This window comes from Helicobacter muridarum (assembly GCF_000765805.2).
In the GTDB taxonomy this organism is placed as follows: Bacteria; Campylobacterota; Campylobacteria; order Campylobacterales; family Helicobacteraceae; genus Helicobacter_A; species Helicobacter_A muridarum.
The window spans coordinates 22557-37249 of the sequence record NZ_JRPD02000010.1; the positions used below are offsets into that span (position 1 = coordinate 22557).

Below are 14693 nucleotides of genomic sequence, written 5' to 3' on the forward strand. Positions count from 1 at the left end.
TGATTTTAAACAATATTTAACCAAAACCTAGCCCTAAAGCCCATAGTTTTAGCTATATGGATATAAGTCTTTATTTTTCATAATTTAATTCAGAGTTATGACATCAATTCTTAAGATGAGAATCTATTAAGACCTACAAAAGTAGGCTAGATTTGTTGGCAATAGAAACTACCGCATTTATGCTTTGGGAGTATTTCATAAATTATAAGATAGACTTTGTTTTATTGTTAATTTTAGTTATTTTTTACAATGATAACATGCAACTTAAGCCAATATTTACAAATAAAGCTACTTAAAATTTGAAATTATCTTATATCTTTATGCTTATGTGTAGGTATAGCATATAGCACTATATCTACACTAAACCACCAAAAATTTCTAAGATAGAATCTATATCCGCAATTTAAAGATTGTAAATATTTAGGAATGCTAAGCATGTCTTCTCTCCTATGGTATATGGATAATGCAAGTTTTGGTTTGTATTTCTTAATTGTATTTTCTGCTCCCTTTAGTGCTTCTAGCTCTGCTCCTTCTATATCCATTTTGATTATAGTGGGGGGGGGGGGTAGCAACTTCTTTGGAATATATCGAATCATTGCCATGATAGAAGAGATTGTCAATGCTATCTACTTCTAGCTCTAAGATTTTATTTTTGTTGTTAGTTTTATCTTCAGTAATATGACTACACATATCATGAGTTATATTAAATGTAAGAGTATCTTTCTTGCTATATACCCCCTTAGGAATTACTACTATTTTTTTACCTTTAGCGTTTTCTCTAAGCTTTGCTAGATTCTTAATATCCATTTCATAGGAATATACTCCAGCATAATTTGGGCAAGCTTCTATAAACTCTAATGCAGTATCACCATCATATGCTCCGCAATCAATTAAAACTTCGTTATTGCCATATGTTAATAATTTATTGAAATATCCCGGATTGGCTGTATTCATTAATCCTTTATAATCTCCATATATTCTTGATTGAAAATAATTTTCCATGATTTGCTTTGATAATGAATCTTCTAAACTATTATAAAATGATTCAAATTCTTCAAAATTATTAGCAAAATAGTCATAGCTTATTTCATGAAAATAGCTAAATGGATCTAGAACTTGCACATCACTAAAGCCATATTTTGTAAGCTCTTCTCTAGCAAAATCAAGGAGCGAGATTCCAATAAATGCAGTGTATTCATCTGTGTTTAGATTATGTTCTTCTAGTGGGTATACATTTCTATTATTGTATTTATAATGATTGCCATTTATTTGTATTGCTCCCTCATCTACTCTTTGCATAATGAATTTTTTATGAGCTATATAGCTAAAGTCTATATTTCTTGAGTTAAATAAATCTACAATGAATGATGCTATATTGAAAGTATCTAGGATTCCCCCAAATATTAATAACTTTTTGGTTTTTAGTGTTTGCTTTTGTTTTGTTAAGTAATTATCTTTTTTATAATCTAGTAAATCTTTTAGCATAGTGTTTCCTTATTATTATATATTTTTGCTTGAAGTATTTTCAAATACTTTTGTGGCAGGATTACCTGCTATTACGCAATTATTTCTAAACCTCTTATATACGAAGCTACCCGGTGCTACTTTATTATTATTGCCAATGCTAGCCTTTGGCAATAGATATGAGTTAACACCTAGTATGTTATTGTCTCCAATGCTAGATTTTCCCATTAGATTGCAATATGCAGATAGCACATTATAATTTCCTATGGTTGTGTCATGTGCTGCGCCTGTGTAGGGTTGAAATATATTGAAGCTGCCAATGTTCTTTATACTTTCATTAATTCCGCTGCAATAAAGAAATATATTTCCCTTACCAATATTTAGACTGTCATAATATTCAACGCTTGCATACTCTAGCATGGAGAGATGATAGAAGTTTGGAAATAGCATTCCACGAGCTTCTAGCCTTTTTACAAGCTCTTTTTTAAAGCTTAGATTCTCACCAATGGCTAAGATAATGCTATCCCCTTTATTTAATACAGAATCATCTCCTACATAGTTATATTTTTGTTTGAATTCTTCATTTACATATTCCTTATCGCAGATGTAGCCTAAGAATTTATAGGGATTTTCCACTGACTTGCTTTGTGTTTGCACACTTGCTGCTAGCTCTATTGCAAAGCCGGAGCAACCATAAATATATACTTCTTTCATTGTTTATCCTTTTGTTGTATTAGAATCTTAATTCTGTGAATCTATGGAATCTTATGATTAGCATTATTAGGTTTTATGCGGCTATTTTTTTATCTAAATTCCACCCCCCCCCCCCACTACGATTCGCTGCGCTGCGATCCATTTGCTAAGAGGGCTTAGCAAAAATGCACAAAGATTTGCTACATCACTAGGCTCACCTTCTCCAAGTGGTATGGAGTTAATCCAAGATTTCCATAGCTCTTGCATATCTTCTTTGCCTTTCATGATTTCTGTTCTAATTGGACCAGGCAAGATTGCATTCACCCTAAATCCATGCTTTGCTAAATCTTTGCTAATAGATAGGCTAAGCTGTGTTAGGGCAGCTTTAGATGAGTCATATATGCTATTTGCTGGAATGCTTGCTTGCAGTGCTTGAGAGGAGATTAGAACTATACTTAGATTAGCTGCCTTGCGCTTGTCATAGAGGCATTTTATACACTCTAGCGCGCTAAAGAAATTTACATCAAATATCTTTTTTGCCTTTTTAGAATCTATATTTCGAAGTGGTGTAATATCGCTAATACCTGCAAAGTATGCAAATCCATTTACCTTGCCATGATCTATTACTATGGAATCAAATAGCTTTCCAATACCTTCTTGATTGCAAAAGTCATAAACTCTATATTCAAATTTCTTGCATTCTCTTTTTAAAATTTGTAACTTATCTTCTCTTCTTGCAATGCCAATAACCCTTGCTCCTAATGTATCAAGCAACTTACATGTAGCAAGCCCAAGTCCAGAGCTAGCCCCTGTAATAATGATTAGCTTATCTTTTAGTTTAAATATGTCATCTTGCATTATTGTCCTTTTTATCTATAATTTATTGGTTATATCCATTTGCATGTATTTACATCTTATTCCTACCTCCATCTATATGTATATTTTCTCCGCTTATCCAGCTTGAGCATGGAGATAGTAGAAATGCAATTAGATATGCTATGTCTAATGTTCTTCCATGCTTTAGCGGATAATGGGTGTTGATTTCATTTAGAATCTCAAAACTTACAAAATCTCTTGCATCTTTAGTCATATTAGTATTTAATATACCGGGTAATATGCTATTTATTCTTGCATTTAGAGGGGCAATCTCTTGCACTAAGGAGCGCGCTAGAGCAGAGAGAGCACCTTTTGCAGTAGCATAGGGGCTTAGCCCTTTATATGTGAGCGATTCTGATATTGAGGAGATTAGGACTATGCTTAAATCTTTAGATTTTCTTTTATCGCATAGATTTCTAATTAATTCATAAGCTGCAAAGAAATGCACATCAAAGATTGCCTTTAATTTGTCATAGTCCATATCTCTTAAACTAGATAGCACTCCCATACCTGCGCAATGCACGATACCGTTAATCTTTCCATGCTCACTAACTATAGAATCTATTAGTTCTTTTATATCATAGATATTAGAAAAGTCATAAGTCCTATAAAACATCTTGCCTTTTATGTTTGAATTTGAATTGCTATTTGTTTCTATATTATTTGAATCTTGGACAATCTCTTTTAGCCTATACTCTCCTCTTGCAACAATAACCACACGTGCACCAAGCTTTACTAAGAGATTAGCACTCTCTAAACCAATGCCACTGCTTCCTCCTGTAATGATGAATAGTTCATTATTAAAATGAATCATGTTTAGTCCCCTTGTATTCACATATATTTTTTATATAATTCATGAAACTTGACTATCCAATTCTCCATATTTTGGTGATATACAAAGTTAGGGAAATTCATGAATTTGGATGCACCTTGCTGCATTAGGGCTACTACCTCTGTATCTTCATTTAATATATCCCAACTAGCTTGTATCATGCCCTTATAATATATGTCTTGTACATCTTTAGACTTTGCTTTTACGCTATATGTCCTTGAGCTAAAATTTGTTTTGTATGGATTATTTGATGGATAAAAGAGCATGATTGAATAATGCAGCCCAAAGCTAGAGGCAACAAAGCTAAATGGAAATATATGATAGCACCAATAGCCCTCTTTATAGAAGTTTGATTCTTGAAAAAGATTTCTTATCTTTGCATATTTTTTTATGATTTTTTGATTTGCCATTGGTGAATGTGAGCATATAACGTCATTGGTATCTGTGGGAGCTAATCCTTCTAGCTCTAGCGGCATAAATGTGGTGGAATGCACAAATGGTAGATGATAGCCCTCTATTGAGTTTTCTAGTGAGATTTTCCAATTTGCTTCATATTTGCTATGTGTATTTATATCCACACAAGAATCAATACTATGCGATATGGCTTTAAATTCATCATAGAAATCTCCTAGCTGTTTCTTTAGGGATTGTGCGGGATTGTAAGAGAAGAATATAAGCTCTCCACATAACTCTACATGATAATGTAATAAATCTCTGCCTTCTATAGAATCCTTGCAAAATCCATCTCTGCTTGGAATATGCAATTCCTTATTGCTATATTTCCAGCCATGATACTTACATATAATATTCCCATTTCCACGACTAAAGATTTTATTTTCATTTGGGATAAGTCTAGCACCCCTATGCGGGCATGTATTATTAAAGGCTATGATATTTCCATTATCATTATATATAACAACTTGGAAGTCATATATATCTAATATTATATAGTCCCTATTATTTGGAATTTCGCTAGTATGAGCACCAATATGCCAAAATCGTTTGTATAGATTCTCAAATTCTTCATACATTGTTTTGCTGCTTGTGTAGTCTATAGCTTTTTCTCTCATTATAATTCCTTAAAGTTAGATTATGCTTTTGTGTTCTTATAACACTGTGAAATTTTTGTTAATGGGATTAATGTATGCAAAATGGCATATATAGTTCATGATCATTCATTTTTCTTGTGTCGATAGATTAGATTTGTGCTAAATCTCATATCTTGTAGTAGTGCTATGCTTACGCTTAATCCCACCCCAAAGGTTACAAACATAGACAAAGATTCGCTTTTATATCCATCTTTGTTATCACACATAAGAAGCGGAATAGATGCACAACTAGCATTGCCAAAATCACGTAAGTGTATTGGCATTTTTTGCGTTATGCCAATCTTTGCACCAAGCTGATCCATTATTATCTTGCTTGCTTGATGCAAATAAAATGAGTCTATTTTATCTATGGATATATTGGTATATCTAAGCATTTCATTAATGTTTAATGGGACTTCATTGATTGCAAATTCGAATACTTTTATTCCATCCATTTTCCCATGCCAAGGATAGACTAGCTCACCTTCTTCATCATAATACGGCTCAAAAGATTCTTTTGTAAATGGATTCTTTAATCCACCTATAGGCTCTATAATGCAGTCAAATCCATCTCCCATGGTCTTAAATCTAAAGTACGTTTCTTTTGAATTTGGCGAAAACTCTAATGCTGTGCAGCTACCTGCATCACTAAAGAGAAAACTACCTCTATATTTATCGTAACCTTCATGACTTGGCGAATCTCCAACAAAAAGTAAAATTCTTTTCATTTTGCCATTTGTGGCATTTATATGGCTCATAGCTGTAAATAGCGCGTATGGATATGCACTGCAACCCATAGATATATCATATGCAGCTACTTCTTTGGGTAGATCTAACTTATCTTGTAATATACATGCAGTAGCTGGTAGTTTGTATTCATGCTTTTGTGAACATACTATTATTGCATCTATAGAGTCTTTACTCCAATTTAGCCTACTTAATGTATCCAAGCCACAATCAATATATAGGTTGAGTAGAGTTTCATCGTCATCTTGTCCAAATTTCCTATGCAATCTATAGGTGGTATCTACCCCTGTGGTTTTTATGATTCTTTTTTTGGTTTTTATATCAAAATGTGGATTATCTATACCTATCATTTTTAAGCTTGGCAGGGCTGTTGTGATATGTCTAATGGCGGCATTTGAGACTTCGCAATTCATAGATTAGCCTTTGCTAAAATGTCTCTGGCTGTTTTAAATTCTCTAATACTCTTTGTGGTAATTTTTATTTGCAATGAGGAGTCAAAAAGACTAAACACACTTAAGTGTGCCATAGAATCCCAATCTTCATATTCACTTAATGGTTTATCTAAATCTAGAGTGCCTATGTCTATCATTAGTATGTCTTCTATTTGCTCTATTAATTCTTCTCTTGTCATTATATTCGCTCCTTAATTTAATCTAAACTTTTAAAGTCTAATGACTTTTAGTATTTCCCAACTTGTCTATTTATGCTTAATTGTATCTCTAGGCAATACTAAAAACCATTATATTGATATACTTAAGGTGAAATTGCATTGCTTAGATCCTAAACTCTTAAAATTGCTGTGGGGGGGGGGGGTAAAGCATTTATAGCCTAGATATATGCAGATTCTTTGCATTAAGCGGTATTTTGCAATGCTAGATTTTAATATTTTTCTATTTGCTATATATAAATATAACTTAGTAAGGACTATGGACTTAGATTTTTTAGATTTTGATGGATTATTAGATTGAGATTGATTATAAATATGCTGAAGATATAAAAATAAAGGAATTACATTAGTTATATATATATATATATATATATATATATAATTTAAATCTTGTCATATTATTCATATTTTATTCCCGTTTTTTATTTTATCTATAATTATTGTTAAACTGATGTTTGTTCGATATTATACCATTATACCAAAAAATTATAGATTTTACATGAATGGGCTTAATATTTCACCTAATCTTACTCCATTTATTGTTTTATGTTGTAAGCTAGCATATATTGAATCTGCACCATTTTGCAATGTGGGGCTACTTACACCATGTAATATTGATATTTTAGCTTCCAAAAACGCGCTAAGCTTGTCACAGAATTTTAATAAATCCCCACATATTGCGCGCTTTGATATATCATTATCATTGTGCTTATAAAGAAATTCATCGCAATTATTTATTATACAAATATCATGATTCTTATCTATAAATCTATTTTTAAATTCGTTTGTAGTCCAATATGAAATATCATAGGCAATGTATTTTGGAAGTTTATTTAAAATTTTTTCTTGCATTTCGTCTTGTTCTATTCTCTTAAGCAATTCATCAAGACCCAATACAGAGCATTTAATAGGGGATATAATATCGCGTGTTAGAATTTCTGGCAAGTCATGAAATAATCCACAAAAGAAATGCTCCTTGCACATAGCATTGCAAAGCTTTAAGTCTATGCTTAATAGATATGCGCAGATAGCTACAACAAGAGTATGTCCTAATACAGAAGTTTGCGGTATTCTTGGCGTCTGACTCCATCTTTTTTGGAATCTAAGCTCACCAAACATTCCTATGCATTCCCTTAGATTTTGATAGAGCATAAGCTCTTTCATGCTTGGCAAGTCATAGAAATCTTCAATTTCAGAATCCATAATTTTCTTTATGTTTTCTATATCATATAGTTTTGGATTAAAGTAGTAAATAATATCAAATTCCCATTTTGATACATAAAAATGCGCAGCCTTTAAGATTCTTGATTCTAAAGATGAGTCTTGGTAACTAAGGAAATCTTCCATATCATTAAAAAATTCATATCCTTCAATCTCTTTTGAAATGCTATCCTTGACATATTTAGCGAGCTTTTGCCTATATGAATTCTTTAGTCTATGAAATATAGGCGGCTTAATGTCTGTTAATACTACTCTCTCAAAGAATTCAAACAAAAATTTCTGTATCAACGAGTTATAATTTATTTCTGATCCTAAATCTTGCTCTATACTTGCAAGTATGTATGCAAGTATAATCTTATGGGCTTGTTTATCTAGTTCCACAAAGTTAAGCGGACATGCTTTGTCATTCCATCTATGTATTGAGGCACTTGTAAAGATTCTCTCTAAGAGTAACTTATTTAGATTTATTTGCTTATGTTGCATGTTTATCCTTTGTTGTTAGGTTTCTTTGTATAAATTTTAGATTTGGGATATGATTGCAATTTTTATCTTAAGTCATGGATAAATGTTATGAATGTGCTACTTTTAGATAATTATGATTCTTTCACATACAATATAATTTATAAACTAAGAAGTATTGGTGTTAATTATACGATATTACAAAATGATTGTAGTTTGCAAGATATTAAAACTACCAAATTTACTCATTTGATTGTATCACCGGGTCCTAGTAGCCCTAAAGAATCTGGAATCTCTCTTCAGGCTATTGCATATTTCGCTCCAATAGTGCCAATACTTGGAATCTGTCTTGGTCATCAATGTATAGCAGAAGTATTTGGAGGAGAGGTAAACAAAATGAAAACCCCTATACATGCTAAAAGCTCTACTCTATCTTTTATCCCAGATCCACTTTTTAAGGGTATAAAGCAAAATCTACGAATAGCATTATATCATTCGCTTCATGTCACAAATCCCGGGGAATGCAAAATACTAGGATTTAGCAAAGAGGGCATTGTCATGGCTTTACGACATAGAAAATATCCATGCTATGGAATCCAATTTCACCCTGAATCTATCTTGCAGCAACAAGGCAGAAAAATTATTAAAAATTTTTTGTCTATGAGAATAGGGGATTCTTAATATTTTTGTTTTGCTACTTAAATAGCATATCAAAATATATGCTAAATCTTAAGTATATTCGGATTGTATAATAATATATTTTACTTAAGGATTATTATGCAGCCAATTGTTGTTAACAAACAGGATTTAGATAATTATAGTTATGAGAGATTCGCATTAAACGAATATATATTAATGGAAAATGCAGGCGGAAATCTAGCTCGTTTTGTCATTAAGCAATTAAAAAGGCATAAAAATAAATATATGCAATCTCAAGTGATATTTCTATGTGGAGGAGGAAATAACGGAGCAGATGGATTAGTGGCATCTAGGGTTTTATACTCATTATACCCTAAGGCAAAGATTAGCATTGTCATGCTAGATAGTCCAAAAAGCAAGTTATGTAAAGCACAATATGAAATCATTGTAAATTTATGTGAAGTTTTTGCTGATTCTTATAAAAATAATCAAAGCTTAGATTCTAATTGTAATGCTAGAGATATAGAGCGTAAGACTTTGTCGATGTTTCAACTTTTTAACTCATTGCAGGATATATCTCAATGTGTAAGTTCTAATTTCTCTCTAGAAATTATCCCTATGTTTCAAGACAAAGAGCTAGATATTAAAATAAAGCCAAGCTTTTCTAATCTAATAGCGAATTTACTATCACTGAAATCCTGTGATGTGGTAGTTGATTGTATTTTTGGTAGCGGGTTTAACAATGCTAATAAAACATTGCATTCATATATAAGTTACCAAGCATTGCAACAAGCCTTTAAAAAATGTTCTGCTATAAAGATTGCATGCGATATGCCAAGTGGATTACCAAATATTCTAGGACATAGAGGAGACATATATGATATATTAGGGAATGTTGATTATACATTATGTATGGGTGTGGCTAATATTTCCTTGTTTGATTCTAGAATCAAAGACATAGTAGGCAAAGTAAAGATATTGCCATTAGGTATAAGTCAAGATGCCTATTATAGTTATGTGAAGTTAGATGAGCATAATAGTGAAACATCGTTTATTTTGTTGGAAAAAAGTGATTTATGTCTTCCGCTAAGAGAGGCTAAAGATAGTAATAAGGGGACTTATGGCACAAGTTACATCATAGCAGGAGAGATGTTTGGCGCATCTTTGTTAAGTGCTAGGGCTGCGCTTTGCTTTGGAGCAGGAAAGGTTTGTATGTATGAAGGATTTTTGCATAATTCACAAGACCACAAAAAAGACTGTGAGATAATATACACCAAATCCTTTCCTTCTAACTTACATAATAATCATAATGTGCAGCAATATGCTTTTGGTATTGGCATGGGATTAGGCTATGATGAGTTACAATATCAAAAATTATTTGCTTGGCTTTATAGGCTTTGTGGGATTGCTTTACAAGATGGGGCTATATTAGTTGATATATTTAACTCTAGAGATGAATTGGCCAATGAGTCATATCAACAATTGCAATCTAAACATATTAATATCCCTTTTGTTTTTGATGCAGATATTCTTGCTCGCAAAGAGCTAATACCAATTCTTAAACACCTTGATAATGTAGTAATCACACCTCATCCAAAGGAGCTTTTATTGCTCTTGCGCAATATGAATTTATCAAAGCTTATGAAATATGATTCAATAGAATCTATACTACGAAATACAATCCCAATAGCTCAATGTTTGACAGAGTATTTTCCCAATGTTGTTTTTTTATTAAAAGGCTCAAACACACTCATAGCGCACAAAAATAGAATCTACATAAACACTCAAGGCAGATCAAATCTAGCAAAAGGTGGTAGTGGAGATGTTCTAAGTGGCATGATTACAAGCCTTTTATCACAAGGCTACCATAGCTTGCAAGCTGCCTTACATGCAAGTCTAGCGCATGCAATAGCTAGTCAAAGGGCATTTAGATTCTATGATAGCTATGCGCTCACGCCAAATAAACTATTGAAAATGATTACAAAGTTATCTTAATTTGTTACATCAAAAAACAATAATTATAAAGTGATACAATTTTAAACATCATATTGGTTTTTATTGTATATCGCAATGTTTTTTTGTGTAAAAGATTATGTTTTCTTATATTATTGATTATTATGAGGCTTAGTTTTGATTTAAATCTTTGTTGGGCTCATAAAATGAAAATGAGGAAAAGCATAATGAAACCTATTAGTAATGTTATATGGATTACAGTAGCAGTAGTTGGTGCTATTTGCTTCTGTGTGTTGGCTCTTCATCAGGGAGAGACTATTTCAGCTCTTTATCTTGTTGTTGCTGCAACTTGTATTTACTTAATCGCATATAGATTTTATAGTCGCTTTGTAGCTTATACAGTGCTTGGTCTTGATAAGACGCGAGCTACACCAGCTATCATTAATAATGATGGGCAAAATTTTGTCCCAACGCATAAGGTGGTGTGTTTTGGACATCATTTTGCAGCTATTGCTGGGGCTGGACCTCTTGTTGGTCCTATTTTAGCTGCACAAATGGGATATTTACCATCTATGATATGGATTCTAGTTGGTGGTTGTTTAGCTGGCTCTGTGCATGATTTTGTTGTGTTGTTTATATCCTCTAGACGAAATGGTCGTTCATTAGGAGAGATGATAAAAGACGAAATGGGTAGCACAGTAGGAAAACTAGCCATGCTGTCCATTTTTGGAATCATGATAATCATCATTGCAATTTTATCAATGGTTGTAGTTAAGGCTTTAGCAGATTCCCCATGGGGCACATTTACTATTGCCATGACTATGCCTATTGCTATATTTATGGGAATATATATGAGATTCTTGCGTCCAGGAAGGGTTGGTGAGACTAGTATTGTAGGTTTTGTTTTGCTTATGCTTGCTTTATATTATGGGCAAATTGTATCAGAGAGTGAGACTATGTCGCAGATTTTTCGCTTTGAGCAAACAACCCTAGCTATTATAATTATGATTTATGGTTTTATTGCTGCTATATTGCCTGTGTGGATTTTGCTTGCTCCAAGAGACTATTTAAGCACTTTTCTTAAAATTGGCGTTATTGTAATAATGGCTATATCCATTCTTTTTGTTGCACCTGATTTACAAATGCAGAAATTCACTCGTTACATAGATGGCACAGGTCCCGTATTTGCTGGACATCTCTTTCCATTCTTGTTTATTACTATTGCTTGTGGGGCGATTAGCGGATTCCATGCTTTGATTGGCTCTGGAACTTCTCCAAAAATGCTTGAAAATGAAACTCATGCAAGGCTTGTTGGCTATGGCTCTATGCTTATGGAATCAGCAGTTGCTATTATGGCTTTGATTGCTGCTTGTATTTTGCAACCCGGAATATATTTTGCCATTAACTCACCAGCTATTTGGATTGGTAAAGATGTTATAACTGCTGCAGAAACAATTTCTAGTTGGGGATTTGTGGTTACTCCGCAGGATATTTCACAGCTTGCTAGTGATATTGGTGAACATACAATTCTAAGTAGAACAGGTGGAGCACCTACTTTTGCTATTGGGCTTGCTATGATTATTTCTAAAATGCCTATTTTTTCAGCTGGATCTATGGCATTTTGGTATCATTTTGCTATTTTATTTGAGGCTTTGTTTATCTTAACTGCCGTTGATGCTGGAACTAGAACTTGTAGATTTATGGTTCAAGATATTTTGGGCAATATATATAAACCACTTGGGAATCTTGATTCTCTTCCTGCCGGATTATTTGCTACTGCATTATGTGTAGCTTGTTGGGGATATTTTTTATACCAAGGCACAATTGATCCAAAAGGAGGTATATATAGCTTATGGCCCCTATTTGGCGTTAGCAATCAAATGCTTGCTGGTATGGCATTGCTGCTTGTGATGGCTATCTTGTTCAAGATGGGTAAAGGTAAATATGCTTGGGTTGTTGCGCTACCTGCCTGCTTTGTTCTTTGCGCTACTTTGTATGCAGGGATACAAAAGGTTTTGCCTGCAAATGGCGAGAGGATACATGATTCTGTAAGTCATGTGGCTTTTGTGCAAAATACAAGCGCGAAGGTAGCAATAAAACAAGAGCAGTTAGATACTCTTAAGAAAGATAATTCAGCAGATACAGAGGCTATAAAGAAGCTTGAAACTGAAATCAGAGTATCAAAGCAAAGTATTATTAATAATACAATCGATGCTATACTTTGTATATTTTTTATGATTGTAACTGTAATAGTGCTATTGCAGTCTATTCGTATAGCTATGCAATGCATTAATGGCGCCTCTCAATATCCATTGAGAGAAGAGCCCTATGTAAAGCTTAGTTAGCTTTAATTGTGCTTGACTTGATGCTTTTGCTATAATAGCCTATTTTGTTGTTATGCTAACTACTTGGAAGCATTGCAATATAGGAATTGTTGCTTAAATAGGATTTTAGGATAATGCGGATTTTTATTAAAAATACTATCCTTTACTATATTAAACACTTAACCCTCTTGTCATGTTAAGGCTTTAGTCAAAACATCTATAACAATTTTGTTGAGTATTGTAAAATCCGAAACATTTCTGTCTTAACTTGTGATTCAAACAAAACTTTATTGTGTTAATTGTCATGTTGGGCATAAGCTACTAAATTTACTAAAGAAGCTTTGCTTTCTTCAATGAATAAACATCTAATCAAAAAGCCCAAATATCTTAGAATCTAATTTAATAGATAGCAGGCTGTCTTTTGATTCTTCGTCTAAAGACTAATAATGACAAGAAATAGACTCAATATGACTATAGACTAAACACGACAAGGGATAAGGTTAAATAGATTAAAGCTTAAAACAATAATATAAAGCTCTTGTAATCATTAAAGATTTTAACCTAACTAATAATATGCAAAACTAAATATTTAATTTACAGATATAATACTAAACATTACAAAGCATATATATCTATATATAAAATTAACATAATAAAATCTAATAAGTAGCAATATCAATAACCTACTTAGTATTTTGTAAATGTATATTAGCTGCCTTAAATATGGCTTTTAAATTCTGCTATGTAAATATTTAAATAATTTATTAGAATTAGCTTTTAATTTATATGACTTATATACATTTTAGTTGAATATGCTACTTTTATTTATTCCTAATAGTTTTGAAAGCTTTACTCTCTAAATCCCCACAGCTGTTTTAGGGAATCTAGTGCTTGTTTGTCAATATCTAAGCAAAGCATACCTTCCTCTTCTTTAAGCGAATCTAGTATATCTTGCCCCAAACTAACAAAGCTATGTCCATAGAAATCCCATTCCATTCCATCATTTGCTTTAATCTTTCCAATACGATTTGCCCTAACTACAAAGCAAGAATTAGTAAAGGCATGCGTAGTAAGTAAGGCTTCCCATCTAGCTTGTGATGAAAATGTGCTAGCAGTAGGCACTAGGACTACATCTATATTAGCTCTTTTTAGCTCCATCCATATCTCATCAAAATGCGCTTCAAATCCAAATACCACTCCATATCTTAGCTCATTTGTCTTAAATGTAAATGGCAACTTTATTAGCCTTGAAGTGTCGTTAGAAAAGAATTCTGCTTCATTCCAGTGCTGATATTGAATAAGCCTTTGCTGGCTATAATGATGAACTTTATTTTTATTAATAATAGATATATGTTTATAGTAGCCTTTGTTTTTATATTGTATATCTGGGACTACTATGGTATGGTGATATTTGGCATTTATATCCATTAGGAAGTCTAGTTTATGTTTATTGCGAATAGATTCTGGTGGCTTAGTGCACCAACTAGTATGAAAAAAACTATCAAGCACATATTCTCCCATAATGACAATGCTATTTGTTGGAATTGACTTTAAATACACTTCTATTCTATTTGTATCATTTAGATTCTCAAACTGTAATATAGCGATATAATTACTACAATCAAATGTTATAGTCTCTTTCAAAGATTCTCCTTTATACTAATATCTGTAAATTTCTGGCTATTTTAATAAGATCTAAATTTCTTTGATGCAAGACTCTCTGCTTTAAT

At 32.5% G+C, this 14693-nt stretch carries 13 protein-coding genes; 3 read left to right on the forward strand and 10 right to left on the reverse strand.

The window, feature by feature from the left end:
• Positions 1-305: 305 nt before the first annotated feature.
• From LS73_RS05520 to LS73_RS05560, 9 genes are all read right to left on the reverse strand, one after another.
• Entirely contained in the window at positions 306-542 is a 237-nt protein-coding gene (locus LS73_RS05520) for an FkbM family methyltransferase (RefSeq protein ID WP_104692271.1), read from the reverse strand.
• Positions 487-1485, reverse strand: coding sequence for an FkbM family methyltransferase (locus LS73_RS05525; RefSeq protein WP_114985977.1), 999 nt, complete (start codon positions 1483-1485; stop codon positions 487-489). Before LS73_RS05525 ends, LS73_RS05520 begins: the two co-directional genes overlap by 56 nt.
• 15 nt (positions 1486-1500) lie before the next feature.
• Positions 1501-2178 carry an LbetaH domain-containing protein gene (locus LS73_RS05530; protein WP_052089605.1) on the reverse strand — a complete coding sequence of 226 codons (678 nt, stop codon included), beginning with the start codon at positions 2176-2178 and terminating at the stop codon, positions 1501-1503.
• 93 nt (positions 2179-2271) lie between these two features.
• The gene (locus LS73_RS05535; RefSeq protein ID WP_104717600.1) at positions 2272-3015 is read right to left on the reverse strand and encodes an SDR family NAD(P)-dependent oxidoreductase; all 744 of its coding nucleotides are present in this window, start codon (positions 3013-3015) and stop codon (positions 2272-2274) included.
• A gap of 49 nt (positions 3016-3064) precedes the next feature.
• Complete coding sequence (locus LS73_RS05540) at positions 3065-3847, reverse strand: SDR family NAD(P)-dependent oxidoreductase (RefSeq protein WP_034558022.1); 783 nt, start codon at positions 3845-3847, stop codon at positions 3065-3067.
• Between the two features lie 17 nt (positions 3848-3864).
• Positions 3865-4935: an aromatic ring-hydroxylating oxygenase subunit alpha gene (locus tag LS73_RS05545; RefSeq protein ID WP_034558023.1), complete on the reverse strand. Its 1071-nt coding sequence runs from the start codon at positions 4933-4935 to the stop codon at positions 3865-3867.
• Positions 4936-5036: 101 nt separating this feature from the next.
• Positions 5037-6113, reverse strand: a complete 1077-nt coding sequence (locus LS73_RS05550) for a 3-oxoacyl-[acyl-carrier-protein] synthase III C-terminal domain-containing protein (protein ID WP_034558025.1) — start codon at positions 6111-6113, stop codon at positions 5037-5039.
• Entirely contained in the window at positions 6110-6331 is a 222-nt protein-coding gene (locus LS73_RS05555; RefSeq protein ID WP_034558026.1) for an acyl carrier protein, read from the reverse strand. The genes LS73_RS05550 and LS73_RS05555 overlap by 4 nt, the downstream gene beginning before the upstream one ends.
• Positions 6332-6862: 531 nt before the next feature.
• Positions 6863-8071, reverse strand: coding sequence for an HD domain-containing protein (locus tag LS73_RS05560; protein ID WP_034557867.1), 1209 nt, complete (start codon positions 8069-8071; stop codon positions 6863-6865).
• An 87-nt stretch (positions 8072-8158) separates the two neighbouring features.
• On the opposite strand from LS73_RS05560, the gene LS73_RS05565 reads away from it, so the two are divergent.
• From LS73_RS05565 to LS73_RS05575, 3 genes are all read left to right on the forward strand, one after another.
• On the forward strand, positions 8159-8728 hold the full coding sequence (locus LS73_RS05565; protein WP_034557866.1) for an anthranilate synthase component II: 570 nt from the start codon (positions 8159-8161) through the stop codon (positions 8726-8728).
• Positions 8729-8824: 96 nt separating this feature from the next.
• The gene (locus LS73_RS05570; protein WP_034557865.1) at positions 8825-10681 is read left to right on the forward strand and encodes an NAD(P)H-hydrate dehydratase; all 1857 of its coding nucleotides are present in this window, start codon (positions 8825-8827) and stop codon (positions 10679-10681) included.
• Positions 10682-10866: 185 nt separating this feature from the next.
• On the forward strand, positions 10867-12984 hold the full coding sequence (locus tag LS73_RS05575; protein ID WP_034557864.1) for a carbon starvation CstA family protein: 2118 nt from the start codon (positions 10867-10869) through the stop codon (positions 12982-12984).
• A gap of 828 nt (positions 12985-13812) precedes the next feature.
• On the opposite strand, the gene LS73_RS05580 is transcribed toward LS73_RS05575, so the two are convergent.
• On the reverse strand, positions 13813-14607 hold the full coding sequence (locus tag LS73_RS05580; RefSeq protein ID WP_081955550.1) for a carbon-nitrogen hydrolase family protein: 795 nt from the start codon (positions 14605-14607) through the stop codon (positions 13813-13815).
• Positions 14608-14693 lie beyond the last annotated feature (86 nt).

Coding starts and splice junctions, on each gene's coding strand:
- LS73_RS05525 (WP_114985977.1), bottom strand. CDS start 1,485: ATGCTAAAAGATTTACTAGATTATAAAAAAGATAATTACTTAACAAAA.
- LS73_RS05540 (WP_034558022.1), bottom strand. CDS start 3,847: ATGATTCATTTTAATAATGAACTATTCATCATTACAGGAGGAAGCAGT.
- LS73_RS05520 (WP_104692271.1), bottom strand. CDS start 542: ATGGATATAGAAGGAGCAGAGCTAGAAGCACTAAAGGGAGCAGAAAAT.
- LS73_RS05535 (WP_104717600.1), bottom strand. CDS start 3,015: ATGCAAGATGACATATTTAAACTAAAAGATAAGCTAATCATTATTACA.
- LS73_RS05570 (WP_034557865.1), top strand. CDS start 8,825: ATGCAGCCAATTGTTGTTAACAAACAGGATTTAGATAATTATAGTTAT.
- LS73_RS05560 (WP_034557867.1), bottom strand. CDS start 8,071: ATGCAACATAAGCAAATAAATCTAAATAAGTTACTCTTAGAGAGAATC.
- LS73_RS05575 (WP_034557864.1), top strand. CDS start 10,867: ATGAAACCTATTAGTAATGTTATATGGATTACAGTAGCAGTAGTTGGT.
- LS73_RS05530 (WP_052089605.1), bottom strand. CDS start 2,178: ATGAAAGAAGTATATATTTATGGTTGCTCCGGCTTTGCAATAGAGCTA.
- LS73_RS05550 (WP_034558025.1), bottom strand. CDS start 6,113: ATGAATTGCGAAGTCTCAAATGCCGCCATTAGACATATCACAACAGCC.
- LS73_RS05545 (WP_034558023.1), bottom strand. CDS start 4,935: ATGAGAGAAAAAGCTATAGACTACACAAGCAGCAAAACAATGTATGAA.
- LS73_RS05565 (WP_034557866.1), top strand. CDS start 8,159: ATGAATGTGCTACTTTTAGATAATTATGATTCTTTCACATACAATATA.
- LS73_RS05555 (WP_034558026.1), bottom strand. CDS start 6,331: ATGACAAGAGAAGAATTAATAGAGCAAATAGAAGACATACTAATGATA.